A 16,609-nucleotide genomic window follows, 5' to 3' on the forward strand; every position below is an offset into this window, starting at 1 on the left:
TGGTCATATGCCAGCCGAGAGTTGGGCGGCCATCTGCTCCCACACCTTGTTCACCGCCTTCAGCGGGCGCACCATCACCTTGAAATCGGTAATCATCCCGTCTTCGTCGAAGCGGATGATATCGACGCCGTTGACGTGGATGCCGTCCATCTCTGTGGTGAACTCGAGCATAGCGTTTTCACCATCCACCAGTTCGCGGACATAGGTGAAGCTGTCGTTTCCAAGCGTCTGTCCGGCGGCCGAGAGATAGGCGACGACCAGATCGCGCCCCTGTTGCGGCGTGTGGACCACCGGCGAATGGAATGCGGCGTCTTCACAGATGATGGCCGCAAGGTCCGCCGGAGCAGAGCCGGATTCGATCACCTCGTGCCATCTGGCCAATCCTTTTTCCGCGCTCACATTTCCCTCCTGAAGCTGTTTGCCCTTGCTGCGGCCCAGTGGCGCGCCAGCGGCGTTGAGGAGGGCCTGTCTAGCAGCACTCCTTCCTCGGCGAAGTAATAGATCTTGTCGAAGGCGTCCGAGCGTGCGCCGTTGAGGCGTTCGCGCATATCCATGGGTTTCATCTCCCAGGGGCTGTCCAGACCCATGGCAATCGTGATCTCGCGCAGTGAGTGAAGCGTCTGGCGCTGGAAACGGGCCACACGCGGTGCCTTGTCCTCGACCACCAGCCCTCGCTGGCGCCACTCTTCCTGCGTTGCGACGCCGGTAGGGCAGGTGCCCTTGTGGCAGTTCATCGACTGGATACAGCCGAGCGCGAACATGAAGGGACGCGCGGCATTGCACCAGTCGGCACCGAGCGCGAAGCTCTTGGCCATCTGCGCGCCCGAATGGATCTTGCCGCTGGTGGCGATCTTCACCTTGCTGCGCAGGCCGATGCCCACCAGCATGTTACGCACGAAGATTTGCCCCTCGCGCAAAGGCATGCCGACCGAATTGCTCAGTTCGAGCGGCGCAGCACCCGTCCCGCCTTCGGCGCCGTCGACGGTGATGAAGTCGGGATGCAGGCCGGTTTCCAGCATCGCCTTGCCGATCGCGAAGACTTCGTGCGGATGGCCGACGCAGAGCTTGATCCCGGTTGGCTTTCCGCCCGACAGCTCTCGCAGCCGGGTGACGAATTCGAGCAGTTCGATCGGCGTGTCGAATTCCGGATGCCTTGCCGGCGAGTTGACGGTTTCCCCCACCGGCACGCTGCGCGCCTCGGCAATTTCCTTAGTAACCTTGGCGCCGGGCAGGACCCCGCCGTGACCCGGCTTTGCGCCCTGGCTGAGCTTCAGTTCGATCATCTTGACCTGGTCGCTCGCCGCATTCTCGCGGAACTGGTCGGGGTCGAAGCGCCCGTCTTCGCGCCGCGCCCCGAAATAGCCGCTGCCGAGCTCCCATATCAGGTCGCCGCCGGGGGCACGGTGATACCGGCTGATGGATCCTTCACCCGTATTGTGCGCGAAATTCCCTTCCTTCGCGCCTGCGTTGAGTGCCTCGATCGCGCGGGCGGAGAGCGATCCGAAGCTCATGGCCGAGATATTCAGGAGCGAGGAGGAATAGGGCTTGGCGCAAGTGCCTTCCCCGATAGTGACGCGCCATTCCTCGGGCGTGTTTTCGCTCGGCGCGATGGAATGCCCGACCCACTCATATTCGTCCGAATAGACGTCGAGTTCGGTGCCCATCGGATGCTTGTCGAGGTCGCCCTTCGCCCTTGCGTAAACCAGCGAGCGGGCCTGATGGCTGAAGGGGCGCCCCTCAAGGTCGTCCTCCACGAAATAGGACTGCGCAAAGGGTCGCAGGTCTTCCATCAGCCACCGGATCCTGCCGATGAGAGGATAGTTCCTCCTAAGGGTATGATTAGGCTGGAAAAAATCCCATATCGCGAACCCCGCCATGGGCACCCACAGCCACAGCGTCCAGCGCAGCGGCTCGACCACCCATGCGCTTGTGGCGAGTATCAGCAAGGCTACCGGAATAATGTAGCGCAGGGGCAGCCTCTCCATCATCGCGACGGATCAACCCAGGTTTTCGCGAAAGAACTCCGCAGTGCGCTGGTCGGCAAGGCTGGCTGCCTCTTCATCGCGCCGCTTGCCGAATTCGGTTGCGAAGCCGTGATCGAGGCCTTCGTAATCGTAGAGCGTCACCTTGGGATGGTCGTCGAGCCCTTCATGCATCGCCTTTTGCGTGTCCTTGTCGACAAATCCGTCTTCGGTCGGGATGTGCAGGAGCAGGGCGTGGGCGATGGCATGTTTTTCATTCAGCAGCCCGTCGATGCCTACGCCGTAATAGCCGACCGATGCATCCACATCGGTTCTCGATGCGGTCATGTAGGCGAGGCGACCGCCAAGGCAGTATCCGACGCAGCCGACCTTCTCGACGCCTTCTTCGCGGCGGATGTGGTGGAGGGTTGCTTCGATATCGCGAATGCCCTGATCCTGGTCGAACTTGCCCATCAGGTCGAGAGCGCGCTGGAATTCCGGTTCGACATCGGGATCGAGCTCGACACCCGGTTCGAGACGCCAGAACAGGTCGGGGGCGACAGCTAGATATCCGTCTTCGGCGAGCTTGTCGCATTTGCGCCGGATTCCGGCATTTACCCCGAAAATCTCCTGGATCACGAGGATCGAAGCACGCGGCGTATCGGCCGGGCGCGCGACATAGGCATCGAACTTTGCATCGCCGGACAGGGTGGAAATCTTCACGGTCTCGCTCACGACAATCATCTCCTTCGGAACTCGGTAAGTGTCTTATGCTTGCATGACGGGGCATGCAGCCCCAAATAGGGTCATGCAAGTTCTAACGGAGGAAGCCCGATGAAGGTCCATATCGAGATCGACTGCACGCCCGAAGAGGCGAGGACCTTTATGGGCCTGCCCGATGTCGGCAAGGCAAACGACATTTACGTCGACATGATGTCGAAGGCGATGAAGGGCGTTTCCAATACCGACCAGCTTCAGGATTATGCGCGTCAGCTGGCGCCGATGGGGCAGGCGGGCTTCAAGCTGTTCCAGAGCTTCATGGAAGGTGCGCAGGCGGCCAAGGGCACCGGCAAGAAGCCGACCACTTCCGACGACTAAGGACCACCCGACCCGATGGATGACACGATCTTCGCCTTGTCGAGCGGGGCGCCTCCCGCTGCGATCGGCGTGGTGCGGATCAGCGGACCGAAGGCGGGCGATGCTGTCGCCGCGTTGGCCGGGTCGCTGCCGGATCCTCGACGGGCAAGCCTGAGGACCCTGCGCGATGATGGCGGCGCAGAACTGGATAGCGCGCTGGTCATCTGGTTTCCGGGCCCGAAGACGTCGACCGGGGAAGATCTCGCCGAGTTTCACTGCCACGGGGGCAGGGCGGTCGTTTCGGCAATCGAGAATGCGCTGTCATCGATCGAGGGTTTGCGACGCGCCGAGCCCGGCGAGTTCACCCGCCGTGCTTTTGCCAATGGCGTCATCGACCTCGCCGAAGCCGAGGGTCTTGGTGACCTGCTGGCGGCGGAAACGGATCTCCAACGGCAGGCGGCACAGGCTTCGGCAGGTGGAGGATTGTCACGCAAGGTTGAGGGATGGCGAGACCGCGTCCTCTACCTCTCGGCGCTCGTCGAGGCTGTGCTCGACTTTGGTGATGAGGACGATGTCGAGAGCCTGCCGGAAATGTTTCACGTGGAACTTTCGTCGCTTGTCGGCGAATGGCGAGACGCTATCGAGGCTCCGCGTGCAGAGCGTTTGCGCGACGGGATCCGCATAGTTTTTGCCGGACCCCCCAACACCGGCAAGTCGTCGCTGTTCAACGCTCTTCTCGATGAGGGTGCCGCCATCGTCTCGGAAGAAGCCGGGACCACACGAGACGTTATCGAACGGCCTGTCGCTCTGGCGGGTGTGCCCTTCATCCTGATCGATACCGCCGGATTGAGAGACGAAGGGGCTGGGACGGTCGAGCAGATCGGGATTGGTCGGGCGCGGCAGGAGCTCGAGCGGGCCGACATCATCCTGTGGCTTGGCGAAAAAGGCGAGGGACCCGCCGGTGCATGGGAAATCGCATCGCGCTGCGATATTGAGGGCGAGGGCAAGAAAGAGCCGCGCCATGTGGTTTCGGCTGTAACCGGTCACGGATTGCACGAGCTGGTCGAGGATATCGTGGCGACGGGAAGGTCGTTACTTCCGAAACCGGGTCTTGCCGCCCTGAACCGCCGGCAGGGTGCTGCATTGGCCGATGCGCTCTCGGCTATCGAGACGATCGGATCGGATGACGATCCCTTGCTGACCGGCGAGAAGCTGCGGCTCGCACGGCTTGCACTGGACCGGCTCCTTGGTCGCCATTCCACCGAGGACATGCTCGACGCATTGTTCGGCCGCTTCTGTATCGGCAAGTGATGTTTCACGTGGAACATCGAGGGCTTTGATCGCGGGACCGATTGGGCTATCGGCCCCTCCATGCAGAGTTTCGATATTATCGTTGTCGGCGGCGGACATGCCGGCGTCGAGGCGGCCTGTGCTGCCGCGCGCATGGGGGCGAATACCGCCCTCGTGAGCTTCGACCTGTCGAAGATCGGCGCGATGAGCTGCAATCCTGCAATCGGCGGTCTTGGCAAAGGACACCTCGTGCGCGAGGTAGACGCACTAGACGGCGTAATCGGTCGGGCGGCCGATGCGGCGGCGATCCACTACCGGATGCTCAACCGATCCAAGGGCAGTGCGGTCTGGGGCCCGCGTATCCAGGCCGATCGTTCGCTCTTCCATAAAGCGGTGCAGGGCATTGTCACCAGCCAGGCGAACCTCACGCTCATAGAGGGTGAGGCCGCGTCCCTCGCCTTGGACGGTGGGCGCGTTTGCGGTCTGCACCTCGCCGACGAGACGCGGCTCGATGCACCGGCAGTCATTCTCTGCACCGGGACATTCCTTGGTGGCACGCTCTTCCGGGGAGAGGAGCGCTTCGAGGGCGGACGGATCGGCGAGGATGCTGCACGCGTGCTCGCCGCACAGCTTCGCGAGGCTGACTTGCCCATGGCTCGCCTCAAGACCGGGACCCCGCCACGCCTCGATGGACGTACGATCGATTGGGCCTCGCTTGACGAGCAGCCTTCCGACGGAGAGCGCTGGACGATGTCTTCGCTTTCTACCGAGCGCGTGAACCCGCAGGTGTTCTGCGCGATCACTCGTACCAATCGCGAGGCGCATGACATCATCCGCGCCAACCTCGACCGCTCGCCCTTATTTTCGGGTGCCATCGGTGGGGCGGGGCCACGATACTGTCCTTCGATCGAAGACAAGATCCACCGCTTCGGTGATCGGGAGGGGCACCAGGTTTTCCTCGAGCCCGAAGGTCTCTCGACGCATCTCGTTTATCCCAACGGGATCAGCACATCGCTCCCGGTAGACGTGCAGCAGGGCATGCTGCGCGCGATGAAGGGCCTTGAGCGGGTCGAGATGGCAGTGCCCGGCTATGCGGTCGAATACGACCACGTAGACCCGCGCGCGCTCAAGCCGGGTCTGGAACTCAGGGCCATCCCGGGCCTCTATTGTGCTGGCCAGATCAACGGGACCACAGGATATGAGGAAGCGGCGGCGCAGGGCCTCGTCGCTGGAATGAATGCCGCAGCTGCGGTCCTGGATCGTGAACCGGTCGGGTTGGACCGTTCGAACTCCTATATCGCGGTGATGGTCGATGATCTCACACTGCAGGGGGTTAGCGAGCCGTACCGGATGCTAACCGCGCGCGCTGAATACAGGCTGCGATTGCGGGCGGCCAATGCCGACACCCGTCTCACTGGCCTCGGCATCGAAGCAGGCCTCGTCGGCGAGGAGCGTGCCCGCTGGTTCGCTTCACGTGAAGCGCGTCGCTCGGTCATCGACAACCAGCTGGACGAAGAGGTGCACGCCAACGCCCTTATCGACGGTGGGATCAAGGCCAAGGCGGATCGTGGCTCGCAGCGCCTGAGGGACTGGCTGCGTGGAGGACAGATTTCGATCGACGAACTTTCGCGGATCGTCGGTGGGCTCGATGCGCAGGATGCGCTGACAGTGGAGATGGTCGAGGACGCCATCTACGAACCCTACCTTGCGCGGCAGGAGGCGGAGCTGCGCGATCTGAAGGCGGGCGAGCGGCTCAAATTGCCACAGGATTTCCCCTATGGATCGGTGCCGGGACTGTCGAACGAAATGGTCGAAAGGCTGTCCCGTGCCCAGCCCGAAACCCTATCGGCCGCTGGACGTGTCCCGGGCATCACGCCTGCTGCACTGGCCGCCCTTCTCGTACATGCACGCCGGATTGAGGAGCGCGCAGCGTGATTACCAGCGAAGCCGAAGCCCGAACATTCATCGAGGGACTGGGCGGGCAGGGTGCAATCGAGAAACTGGAAGCGCTTGCAGCCGCACTACGCGAAGAGAACGAGCGGCAAAACCTCGTCTCGCGTGGCTCGCTTGAGGAAGTGTGGGTCCGCCACTTTGCCGACTCGGCGCAGCTGATCCCGCATGTTCCACGTGAAACAAAAGGCGCGTGGTTCGACCTGGGCAGCGGGGCGGGGTTCCCGGGCCTCGTGCTGGCGATCCTGCGCCCCAACGAGCCCACGGTCCTTATCGAGTCGCGCAAGCGACGGATCGACTGGCTTGAAGCCATGGCCGACAATCTCGCACTGCAAAATTGCGTGATAGAAGGAAAAAGGCTCGAGCTCGTCGAAACGCGAAAAGCCGCGGTAATCTCCGCCCGCGCGTTCGCACCACTGCCCAAACTCCTCAATTTATCCTCACGCTTCTCCACAGTGTCCACCTATTGGGTGTTGCCCAAGGGGCGCTCGGCAGCGCAAGAAGTCAGTGAACTGCCGCGCAAAACAGGCAAAATGTTTCACGTGGAACAATCGCAAACCGATCCAGAGGCCGGAATCGTGGTCGGCAAGGGCAAGATAGGGACGGGAAAATGATCACCATCGCCATTGCAAACCAGAAGGGTGGGGTGGGCAAGACCACTACTGCAATCAATATTGCGACTGCCATGGCCGCCTCCGGCTGGAAAACCCTGCTGATCGACATGGATCCGCAGGGCAATGCTTCGACCGGCCTCGGCATCGGTGCTGCGGCACGTAACTACACGACCTATGATTTGCTCATGGGTGACGCCACCTTGGCGCAGGCCGCCCAGCCAACCGAAATTCCTGGCCTCGACATCCTTCCGGCAACTCAGGACCTGTCTGGAGCGGAGGTCGAACTCGTTTCGGTCGAGGACCGCACTCACCGCCTGCAGAAGGCGCTGGAGGCTCCGCAACCCGGTTTCGCCGGTTACGACATCGCTTTCATCGACTGCCCGCCCTCGCTGGGCCTGTTGACGCTGAACGCATTGGGCGCTGCCGATACGCTCATGGTCCCGCTCCAGTGCGAATTCTTCGCGCTGGAGGGCCTCAGCCAGTTGCTCCAGACGGTCGAGCGTATCCAGCAACGCTTCAATCCCGATCTCGGCATTATCGGCATCGCACTGACCATGTTCGACCGCCGCAACCGCCTTACCGACCAGGTTGCCGACGATGTCCGCGATTGCCTCGGCAATCTCGTTTTCGAAAACGTCATCCCGCGCAATGTGCGCCTGTCGGAGGCCCCGAGCCACGGCATGCCGGCGCTGATCTACGACCATAATTGTCCCGGAAGTCGCGCCTATATCGGCCTTGCACGCGAGCTGATCGGACGCCTGCCCGAAAAGAGGAAAGCCGCATGAGCACCGCTATCGACCGCAAGAAGAAACTCGGCCGCGGCCTTGGTGCTCTGATGGGCGAGATCCAGCGTGAAGAGCCGCTGGTGCGCAACGAAAATGCTCCGGCTCAGGGTGAGGAAGCTTCGGCTACCGCCTCGGCCAACGGCCTTTCGGATATCCCCGTCGCCGATATCTCGCCGCTGCCCGGTCAGCCGCGTACGCATTTCGACGAGGAAGCCCTCGACCAGCTCGCAGCCTCGATCGCCCAGCGCGGTGTGATCCAGCCCGTTATCGTTACCCCTGCGGGCAAGGGCCGTTATCGCCTTGTCGCCGGTGAACGTCGCTGGCGCGCAGCCCAGCGCGCCCGTCTCCATGCTATCCCTGCTATCGTGCGCGATCTTGACGAGCGCGAAGTCATGGCACTGGCGCTGATCGAGAACCTGCAGCGCGAAGACCTCAATCCGGTCGAAGAGGCGCGGGCTTACCAGAAGCTCTCGGATGACGAGGGCATGACCCAGGCGGAGATCGCCAAGCTGGTCGACAAGTCGCGCAGCCATGTCGCGAACTTCCAGCGCCTTCTCGCGCTTCCCGACGATGTGCTTGCGCTGGTTGCCGACAGCAAGCTGACCATGGGTCACGCCAAGGCGCTGGTCGGACACGAGGACGCGAGCGAGATTGCGCGACGCGCAGCGAAGGACAATCTCTCTGTCCGCGAAGTCGAGAAGCTTGCCCGCGGGGATCGCCCGAAAAAGACCGCCTCGGGCTCGCCAAAGCCGATTGCCGACAGCTCGACCGACGCCGATATCGCCGCGGTCCAGGGCCATCTGGAAGAATTCCTCGGCCTGCCGGTCAAGATTAGGACCGAAGGCGCGCCAGGAACCGGTACGGTGACGATCGGCTATCGCACGCTCGACCAGCTCGATCTTATCTGCCAGCGGCTGACCGGCGGCGAAATCTGATTTCAGATCCGGTTTGAGAGAATTGCCGCAAGTGCTTCAATTCCCTCGCGATCTTCGCCGTCGAAGCGCGCTTTTGACGGACTGTCGAGGTCGATAACCGCCACGACGCCGCCATCGCGAATGACGGGTACCACCAGCTCGGAATTGGTCACCGAATCGCAAGCGATGTGGCCGGGGAAGGCATGCACGTCCTCGACCAGCTGCGTCTCAGCATCGGCTGCGGCGACGCCGCATACGCCCTTCCCGAGCGGGATGCGGATGCAGGCCGGGCGCCCCATGAACGGTCCCAGCACCAGCTCGCCATCGACCATACGGTAAAAGCCCGCCCAGTTGAGGTCCGGCAGGAAATCCCACAGGAGCGCAGCGACATTCGCCATGTTGGCGACTGCATCGGGCTCTCCGCTCGTCAGGGCGTCGGCCGCCTCGACCAGCTGGCGATAGGCTTCGGGCTTGGGGCAATCGGGTGCGGGGCGAAAATCGAACATGAATGCGCATCTAATGGAGGATGGCGGCCATGCAAGGGGCGTTGCGAGCGGCGCGCGGCTGTCGTAACACTATCTCCATGAGCATTCTCAAGAAGCTGGGCATCGCCCTTCTCGTCCTGATCCTGGTCCTTGCGATCGCATTCTTTTTCATCTCGCGGGGGGACACGGCTGACGTACCCTTCAACGAAGTGACCGGGGCCGATCCGACGCTCCAGGATCCCGATGCAGAGACTTTCCCGACAGTTGCGATTGCCGAGCCGGTGGGCTGGCAAGAGGGGGAAGTGCCCGCCGCGGCGGACGGGCTTGAAGTCCAGCGCTTCGCCGAAGGTCTCGAACACCCGCGAACGCTCTACACATTGCCCAATGGCGACGTCCTGGTTTCGCTCACCCGGTCGCCGAACAAGGCTGGCGGCGGCATCATGGGCTGGATCGCCAATCGCCTGATGTCCAAGGCCGGCGCGACGGGCGAATCGCCCAATCAGGTTGTGTTGCTGCGGGACACAAATGGTGACGGCACGGCGGATACGCGGCTTGTCCTCATCGACGGACTGGATTCACCTTCAGGCCTCGCATGGGGTGATGGTACACTTTACCTCGCAAATCACGATGAAGTGCTTGCTTTCCCTTATGAACTTGGTGCGGACAGCCCCTCGGGCGAGCCGCGCAAGGTGACCGATCTTGCAGCCGGTGGCGGACACTGGATGCGCAATCTCGAACTCCACCCGGACGGCAACCGGCTCTATATCGCAGTCGGTTCCGACACCAATATCGGCGACAAGGGCATGGAGGCCGAAGAGGGCCGCGCGCTGATCTGGGAGGTGAACCTCGAAACCGGCCAGCGTCGCCAGTTCGCCGGTGGCTTGCGCAATCCCAATGGTCTCGACTTCAACCCGTGGTCGGGCGAGCTGTGGACCACTGTCAACGAGCGCGACATGCTGGGCAGCGACCTGGTGCCCGATTACCTGACCAATGTCCCGGTCGGCGCCCAATACGGCTGGCCGTGGGTCTATTGGGGCGACATTTACGACCGCCGCGTCGACGCCCCGCCGCCTGCCTACATCAGCTATGTCCGCAAGCCGGAGTACGCACTCGGCCCGCATGTGGCGGCACTGGGCCTCGTTTTCAGCAAGGAAGGCGCGACGATGGGCGAGGCATTCTCGAGCGGCGCCTTCATCGCACAGCACGGCTCGTGGAACCGCAAGCCGCCTTCCGGCTACGACGTCGTCTATGTCGCCTTCGACGAGCGCGGCAATCCGCAGGGCAAGCCCGTGCCTATCCTGACCGGCTTCCTCAAGGATGACGGCACCACGCGCGGCCGCCCGACCTGGGTCGAATGGGCTGGTGACGGGTCGCTGCTGGTCAGCGACGATACCGCCGGAATCATCTGGCGCGTCACCGCACCGGGCGCCGAAGGGCAGGGCGCAATCGAGCAGATCAGCGGCAACCGGCTCCCGCCGCAGCGGGAACTGCGCGGCCAGAACGCCACCTTCGGCGAGGATGACTACGCGCGCGAAGTCACCGCCGAATAAGTCTGCGGATCAGCCCAGCAGCGACGCCGTGTCGAGCTCGTAAAGGGTCTCGGCACCGCCCGTCGCGGAGGCCTTGAGGCCCGAGGCTTCCGGCACGATACGGTCGAGGAAGAAGCACACGCTTGCGGTCTTGGTCTTGGCAAGGCCGGGCGCTTCGCCGCTTTCGACAGCCCGCAGCTGCCTGAGAAGCTGCCACCCTGCCGTCGCAACCGAAAGCATGGTGCAGAACGGCACGCTGCCGGCGAGCCGATCGTCGAGGCTGGCGTCTTCGCGCATCCACTTGGCGATGGCCGCGCAATCCCCCGCTAGCGCGAACAGGGCGGGCTCATCCGCTGCGTCGCGGGCAATTTCCTCGGTCAGGCCGATCAGCGCTTCGCCATTGTCGAGGCCGAGCTTGCGCGTGACGAGATCGGCCGCCTGGATGCCGTTGGTTCCCTCGTAGATCGGGGCGATACGCGAATCGCGCCAGTGCTGTGCCGCACCGGTTTCCTCGACGAAGCCCATGCCGCCATGGACCTGGATCCCGAGGCTGGCGACCTCGATGCCGATATCGGTCCCCCAGGCCTTGATCAGCGGGGTCAGGACCTCGCCGCGCGCCTTGGCAGCCTCGTCACCCAGAACGCCGCGATCCACCTGTCCGGCGGTGTAGTAGAGGAGGGCGCGCGAGCCTTCGGTCAGCGCTTTCATCCGCAGCAGCATGCGGCGCACGTCGGGGTGCTCGATGATGGAGACCGGGCTCTTGTCCGCAGAGCCCGCGCGGGCCGACTGGACGCGCTCCTTTGCGTAATCCAGCGCCTGCTGGGTGGCGCGTTCGCTGATCTGGACACCCTGGTTGCCGACATTGATGCGCGCATTGTTCATCATCGTGAACATGGCCGCGAGACCGCGGTTTTCCGCGCCGACCAGCTCGCCGATGCATTCGTCATTGTCGCCATAGCTCATCACGCAGGTGGGCGAGGCATTGATGCCGAGCTTGTGCTCGATGCTGACGCAACGGACATCGTTGCGAGCCCCCAACGATCCGTCCGGTTTCACATGATACTTGGGGACCACGAACAGCGAGATCCCGCGGCTTCCCTCGGGCGCATCGGGCAGGCGAGCGAGGACGAGGTGGATGATATTCTCCACCAGCTCGTGCTCGCCCCAGGTGATGTAGATCTTCTGGCCCTTGATCAGGAACTTGCCGGCATGCTCGCCCTCGGTGATGGGCGTTGCCGTTGCGCGCAGGGCGCCGACATCCGACCCGGCCTGCGGTTCGGTGAGGTTCATAGTCCCCGACCATTTCCCGCTGACGAGGTCCGGCAGGTATTTCTGCTGGAGTTCCTCAGCGCCATGATGTTCGAGCGCCTCGATCGCGCCGACGCTGAGCATGGGCAGCAGGTTGAAGGCCATGTTCGCCGTGCCGAGGTTCTCGAGTACGTTGCAGGCGAGGGTGAAGGGCAGGCCCTGGCCGCCGAATTCTTCGGGCGAAGCGATCGCGTTCCAGCCCTGCTCGACATATTCGGCATAGGCTTCGGCGTAACCTTCGGGTAGGCGAACGACCCCGTTCTCAAGTTTGGCACCCTCAAGATCGCCCACACGGTTCAGCGGCGCGAACTCGCCGGCTGCGAACTGGCCCACGCCTTCCACGATCGCCTCGACCATATCGGGCTCTGCAGCGGCGAATTTCTCCGAGCGGGCAAGCTCCTCGATGCCGGCGTTCACGCGGATTGCGAGCAACTGGTCCTGGGTGGCGGGGGTGTAGGTCACGTCTTATCCTCTTGGCTTTCCGTAGCAGCAGATATAGCGCGCGGGCATGGGCGGCAAATACGCTACGGAAACGCTTGAGGCGACGAAGGGTGGCATTGCGCGCGCCTCGGCCATCCTGCGCGAAGGGGGACTGGTCGCAGTCCCGACCGAAACGGTTTACGGCCTTGCGGCGAGGGCGGATCAGGCGGAAGCCGTCGCCCGGATCTACGAGGCGAAGGGCCGGCCATCGTTCAATCCGTTGATCGTCCATGTCGCCGATATCGATCAGGCCCGCACACTGGCCGAATTTTCCGCCGAGGCAGGGGCGCTGGCCAAGGCGCACTGGCCCGGCCCGCTCACCCTCGTTTTGCCGCGCCGCGCCGGTGCGCAGCTGGCAGCGGCGGTTTCCGCAGGCCTGCCTACGATCGCGCTGCGGATGCCCAATCATCCGGTCATGCAGGCGCTGCTGCGCGAGACGGGACTGCCGCTGGCTGCGCCCTCGGCCAATCGGAGCGGTTTCATCAGCCCGACTTGTGCCGAGCACGTCCTCGCATCGCTCGATGGCCGGATCGAAGCCGTCCTCGACGGGGGCTCGTGCGACAGCGGAGTGGAATCGACCATCGTGGCCGTACGCGAAGACGGCAAGATCGAGGAACTGCGCCCCGGGCCGCTCTTGATAGGCGAACAGCGCAAAGGCGCCGACCGCGTCGAAGCGCCCGGCCAGCTTGCCAGCCACTATGCTCCCGGAAAGCCGGTTCGCCTTGACGTCACCACGGCCGAAAATGACGAATTCCTGATTGGTTTTGCGCAGGTTGCGGGCAATTGCTCGCTCTCCGCTTCAGGAAATCTCGAGGAAGCGGCTTCGCGCCTCTATGCATGCCTTCACGAAGGCGCACGCTCGGACAAGCCCCGCATCGCGGTGGCGCCGGTCCCTGCGCAGGGCATCGGCAAGGCGATCAACGACCGCCTCCGCCGCGCAGCAACGCCTGCGGACTAGCCTTCCGGCTCGACCGGGATGGTCGGGATGATCTGCTGCATCTCGGCATAGGTGTCGCGCGCATCGTCGCAGGCGCGACGATCGCCTTCTTCGCATTCGTCGAGCTGCTTTTCATACTGGCGTTCGAGCTTGCCAAGCCGTTCCTCGCGCTTGCGCAGCTCACGCCCGCGCTTCTCGTCGGCTTCCGACTGGCTGGTGGTCGCCAGGTCCACGCCTTTCGACGCAACCTTGACCGGCGCCGTCACGACATCGGCCACGGTGCCGAGGCAGGCGGACAGCATTACCGCGGACAGGGGGAGGGCAACAAAAGCAAGGCGACGCATCGATAATTCCTTTCGATGCGCCGCCTATACCAGCTTTGGTGAGTATTCGGTGAACTTAGGCGCCGGGCGCGTCCGGCGCTGCGGGAGCCTCAGGCGTTTCGGGTGCCGAGGGCTTTTCCGACGAAGCCGCCGTGCCGCCCTTGCAGCGGAGCTTGCCCGAGCCGAGCGAGCTGACGGTGCAGGTGGCGTTGCCGCTGACCGTGATGTCGCCCGAACCGAGGATGCTTGCGTCGACCTCGCCGTCCGACTGGAACTCGGCATCGCCCGAGCCTGCAACGGTGATGTCGGCCTTACCGACCTTGAGGCCGGCCATTTTGCCCGAACCCGAACCCGCCACGGTCATGTCGAGATCGCCGACATCACCGGCGGTTTCGAAGTCGCCCGATCCGGCAATGGTAAGGTCGAGCTTGTCGGCGCGCATTTCTGCGACTTTCGTGCTGCCCGAACCGGCGATGGTCACTTCGGCGCGGGTGTCCATCCTATCGGCCTCGATCGTGCCCGATCCGGCCAGGACGATACCTTTGAGCGAGGGCAGCGTGACGTTGACGATGGCCGGGCCGCTGGTGCCCTTGCTGTCCTTCCCGCGCATGATGCCCAGTGCGTTGTCTTCCAGGTTGAAGCGCATGAGTTGGGCCGCGTCTTCATTGCCCGACACGCTGATGTTGAACGTATCGCCGGTGGTGACAATAACGTTATCCGGCGATGCGAGCACGATTTCGGTCGGCGCGGCGCCGTTCATGTCGAGCTCGCCAAGCGGAACACCCTCGGTGTCGCCGACCTGCATGTCGACATTGCAGCCTGCAAGCATGGCGCTTGCCGCGAGTGCCGCCACCGGGGCGAGGCCCTTGAGAACCTTGTGAATCATCGTGTCCAATCCTCTGCATCTATCCTAAGCGTGTTGGCGATATAATACAGTATGGACGAAGGTTCAACCCAACGCAAAAGGGCCGCCCCCTGCGGAGCGGCCCCTTCGTCGAGTGCGGATTGCCGTTAGGCGATTACGCGTCTTCTTCCTCGTTGTTGTAATACTGCGGCGCATGTTCGCGCAGCACGTCAAGGATCTTTTCCAGGGCGGTCGGCTCGTCGGTCTTTTCCATCGCCGCAAGTTCGCGGGCGAGACGGCTTGAGGCCGCTTCGAAGATCTGGCGCTCCGAATAGCTCTGCTCGGGCTGGTCGTCGGGACGGAAAAGGTCGCGCGTGACTTCCGCGATCAGGACGATTTCGCCCGAGTTGATCTTGGCTTCATATTCCTGGGCGCGGCGGCTCCACATGGTGCGCTTGACCTTGGGCTTGCCCTTGAGCGTCTCCATGGCTTCCTTCAGCGTCTTGTCGCTGGAAAGCTTGCGCATGCCGATCGATTCGACCTTGTTGACCGGAACGCGCAGCGTCATGCGCTCTTTTTCGAACCGGAGAACGTAGAGATCGAGCTGCATACCGGCGATTTCTTCGCTCTGGAGCTCGATCACACGGCCAACGCCGTGCTTGGGGTAAACAACGTAATCGCCAACGTCGAAGGCGTCTGCCTTGCTCGCCATGCATAAATCCTTTCGTCGGGACCCTACGGGGGGAGACAAAGCTGCAAGATGCCCGCCCCGCGCTCCTTTTGGGGTGCGCGGCTGGAACTCTATCGCTGCCTTGCTGGTAGTACGGCCCTTTCAATTCTCACATCTGCCCGGCTCTGACCGGTGCAGTTGTTGCATTATATAGCACGTTCGGCCGAATATTGCGAGTCTATGACGCTTTCGAAGGCGAAACGTCGTTACCGCGACCTTTCACTGCCGCCAGTTCCGCGCCCAGGAGCAGCAGAAAGGCGGTGGCGTAGAACCAGGTGATGAGCACCACGACCGCGCCGAGCGAACCGTAAGTCGCGTTGTAGCTTCCGAAATTCGCTGCATAAAACGCGAAGGCCGCAGTGGCGACGATCCATCCGAATGCAAAGAGCACCGCGCCCGGCAGTACCGCGCTCCATTCGGGAGAGCGCCGGTTGGGCGCGAAGCGATAGAGCGCCGCGGCTCCGCCCACAGCGCCGGCGGCAAGCACGATGAAGCCGAGAATCGACCCGGCTGGACCACTGAGGACGGCAAGTGCCGCACTGGCACCGCCCATGATGGCAAGCCCGACGATTCCCCCGATCGTGATTGCGAGTGCCACGAGGTTGCCGCGGACGAGGCTGCGCGGCTCACCAGCATGGAAGGTGATGTTCAATCCGGTCATAAGCGCCATGGCCGCGCTACGTGCGCCAAACAGGGCAATCGCAAGCGAGCCGAACAGCCCGAGCCCTTTCGCCTTGCCCGGGCCCCCGGTGAGGTTGCGAAGCTCGTCGCCGATAAGGCTGGCAGCTGCCTGCGGCAGGTTCTTGGATAGAAACTGGATATCCGCGGCCACCGTGTCGGGATTGGCGAACAGGCCATAGCCGAGCACGAGCGCGGCGAGCGCGGGCACCAGCGCCAGCAGCGCATAATGCGCGATACCGGCTGCGATCAGCGAGATATTGTTATTGCTTCCGGCGGACCAGGCGGCCTTGAGATCGGCAAACACGCGGCGGATCGATCAGTCGCCTTCGCCGGGCTCGGCCGAGAAGTATTTGTCGAACTTGCCCTCTTCGCCCTTGTGCTCGTCGGCGTCTGCGGGCGGCTGCTTCTGGCTCGTGATGTTCGGCCATTCGGCGCTGAACTTGGTGTTCAGTTCAAGCCACTTCTCGAGGTTGTCTTCCGTATCGGGAAGGATGGCCTCTGCCGGGCATTCCGGTTCGCACACGCCGCAGTCGATGCATTCGCTGGGATTGATGACGAGCATGTTCTCGCCCTCGTAGAAACAGTCGACCGGACAGACCTCGACGCAGTCCGTGTATTTGCATTTGATGCAGGCGTCGGTGACGACGTAGGTCATGGCTCGCTAGTTTCCCTGTGCGAAGAGTAGTTTTGCGCTGCTATGG

Annotated in this window: 18 protein-coding genes; 8 read left to right on the forward strand and 10 right to left on the reverse strand. The window is 63.1% G+C overall.

The annotated features are described in order from the left end of the window. Positions 1-3: 3 nt before the first annotated feature. Genes K3136_RS08610 through K3136_RS08620 form a run of 3 tightly spaced genes read right to left on the reverse strand, consistent with a single transcriptional unit; the run spans position 4 to position 2,705 of the window. The gene (locus K3136_RS08610; protein ID WP_221429914.1) at positions 4-399 is read right to left on the reverse strand and encodes a nuclear transport factor 2 family protein; all 396 of its coding nucleotides are present in this window, start codon (positions 397-399) and stop codon (positions 4-6) included. Further along, positions 396-1,985, reverse strand: coding sequence for an FMN-binding glutamate synthase family protein (locus K3136_RS08615; protein ID WP_221432278.1), 1,590 nt, complete (start codon positions 1,983-1,985; stop codon positions 396-398). The genes K3136_RS08610 and K3136_RS08615 overlap by 4 nt, the downstream gene beginning before the upstream one ends. A gap of 12 nt (positions 1,986-1,997) precedes the next feature. Beyond that, a complete protein-coding gene (locus tag K3136_RS08620) occupies positions 1,998-2,705 on the reverse strand; it encodes a dienelactone hydrolase family protein (protein ID WP_221429915.1) in 708 nt (235 codons plus the stop codon). A gap of 90 nt (positions 2,706-2,795) precedes the next feature. Between K3136_RS08620 and K3136_RS08625 the strand changes: the two genes are divergently transcribed. Genes K3136_RS08625 through K3136_RS08650 form a run of 6 tightly spaced genes read left to right on the forward strand, consistent with a single transcriptional unit; the run spans position 2,796 to position 8,612 of the window. Then, on the forward strand, positions 2,796-3,059 hold the full coding sequence (locus K3136_RS08625; RefSeq protein WP_221429916.1) for a DUF6489 family protein: 264 nt from the start codon (positions 2,796-2,798) through the stop codon (positions 3,057-3,059). A gap of 15 nt (positions 3,060-3,074) precedes the next feature. After that, positions 3,075-4,349 (forward strand): tRNA uridine-5-carboxymethylaminomethyl(34) synthesis GTPase MnmE, encoded by a 1,275-nt coding sequence (gene mnmE / locus K3136_RS08630; RefSeq protein WP_221429917.1) that lies wholly within the window; start codon positions 3,075-3,077, stop codon positions 4,347-4,349. 60 nt (positions 4,350-4,409) lie between these two features. Further along, on the forward strand, positions 4,410-6,263 hold the full coding sequence (gene mnmG / locus K3136_RS08635) for a tRNA uridine-5-carboxymethylaminomethyl(34) synthesis enzyme MnmG (RefSeq protein ID WP_221429918.1): 1,854 nt from the start codon (positions 4,410-4,412) through the stop codon (positions 6,261-6,263). Next, a complete protein-coding gene (gene rsmG / locus K3136_RS08640; protein ID WP_221429919.1) occupies positions 6,260-6,892 on the forward strand; it encodes a 16S rRNA (guanine(527)-N(7))-methyltransferase RsmG in 633 nt (210 codons plus the stop codon). Before mnmG ends, rsmG begins: the two co-directional genes overlap by 4 nt. After that, positions 6,889-7,677 (forward strand): ParA family protein, encoded by a 789-nt coding sequence (locus K3136_RS08645; RefSeq protein ID WP_221429920.1) that lies wholly within the window; start codon positions 6,889-6,891, stop codon positions 7,675-7,677. Before rsmG ends, K3136_RS08645 begins: the two co-directional genes overlap by 4 nt. Beyond that, on the forward strand, positions 7,674-8,612 hold the full coding sequence (locus K3136_RS08650) for a ParB/RepB/Spo0J family partition protein (RefSeq protein ID WP_221429921.1): 939 nt from the start codon (positions 7,674-7,676) through the stop codon (positions 8,610-8,612). The genes K3136_RS08645 and K3136_RS08650 overlap by 4 nt, the downstream gene beginning before the upstream one ends. 2 nt (positions 8,613-8,614) lie before the next feature. Here K3136_RS08650 and K3136_RS08655 read toward each other — a convergent pair whose 3' ends face one another. Next, complete coding sequence (locus tag K3136_RS08655) at positions 8,615-9,097, reverse strand: GAF domain-containing protein (protein WP_221429922.1); 483 nt, start codon at positions 9,095-9,097, stop codon at positions 8,615-8,617. 77 nt (positions 9,098-9,174) lie between these two features. Between K3136_RS08655 and K3136_RS08660 the strand changes: the two genes are divergently transcribed. Beyond that, positions 9,175-10,626: a PQQ-dependent sugar dehydrogenase gene (locus tag K3136_RS08660; protein ID WP_221429923.1), complete on the forward strand. Its 1,452-nt coding sequence runs from the start codon at positions 9,175-9,177 to the stop codon at positions 10,624-10,626. A 9-nt stretch (positions 10,627-10,635) separates the two neighbouring features. Here K3136_RS08660 and K3136_RS08665 read toward each other — a convergent pair whose 3' ends face one another. Beyond that, positions 10,636-12,375 carry an acyl-CoA dehydrogenase family protein gene (locus tag K3136_RS08665; protein WP_221429924.1) on the reverse strand — a complete coding sequence of 580 codons (1,740 nt, stop codon included), beginning with the start codon at positions 12,373-12,375 and terminating at the stop codon, positions 10,636-10,638. Positions 12,376-12,421: 46 nt separating this feature from the next. On the opposite strand from K3136_RS08665, the gene K3136_RS08670 reads away from it, so the two are divergent. Then, positions 12,422-13,351, forward strand: a complete 930-nt coding sequence (locus tag K3136_RS08670; protein WP_221429925.1) for an L-threonylcarbamoyladenylate synthase — start codon at positions 12,422-12,424, stop codon at positions 13,349-13,351. Here K3136_RS08670 and K3136_RS08675 read toward each other — a convergent pair. The 5 genes from K3136_RS08675 to fdxA form a co-directional block, all read right to left on the reverse strand. Then, entirely contained in the window at positions 13,348-13,674 is a 327-nt protein-coding gene (locus K3136_RS08675; RefSeq protein ID WP_247711318.1) for a hypothetical protein, read from the reverse strand. The two genes, K3136_RS08670 and K3136_RS08675, sit on opposite strands and share 4 nt — an antisense overlap. Before the next feature lie 55 nt (positions 13,675-13,729). After that, entirely contained in the window at positions 13,730-14,539 is an 810-nt protein-coding gene (locus K3136_RS08680; protein ID WP_221429926.1) for a head GIN domain-containing protein, read from the reverse strand. Positions 14,540-14,672: 133 nt separating this feature from the next. Next, a complete protein-coding gene (locus K3136_RS08685) occupies positions 14,673-15,209 on the reverse strand; it encodes a CarD family transcriptional regulator (protein ID WP_221427309.1) in 537 nt (178 codons plus the stop codon). A 196-nt stretch (positions 15,210-15,405) separates the two neighbouring features. Next, a complete protein-coding gene (locus tag K3136_RS08690; protein WP_221429927.1) occupies positions 15,406-16,212 on the reverse strand; it encodes a YihY/virulence factor BrkB family protein in 807 nt (268 codons plus the stop codon). Positions 16,213-16,224: 12 nt separating this feature from the next. After that, entirely contained in the window at positions 16,225-16,563 is a 339-nt protein-coding gene (gene fdxA / locus K3136_RS08695; protein ID WP_221429928.1) for a ferredoxin FdxA, read from the reverse strand. Between the last annotated feature and the right edge of the window lie 46 nt (positions 16,564-16,609).

Origin of the sequence: Qipengyuania gelatinilytica (genome assembly GCF_019711315.1) — a bacterium.
In the GTDB taxonomy this organism is placed as follows: domain Bacteria; phylum Pseudomonadota; class Alphaproteobacteria; order Sphingomonadales; family Sphingomonadaceae; genus Qipengyuania; species Qipengyuania gelatinilytica.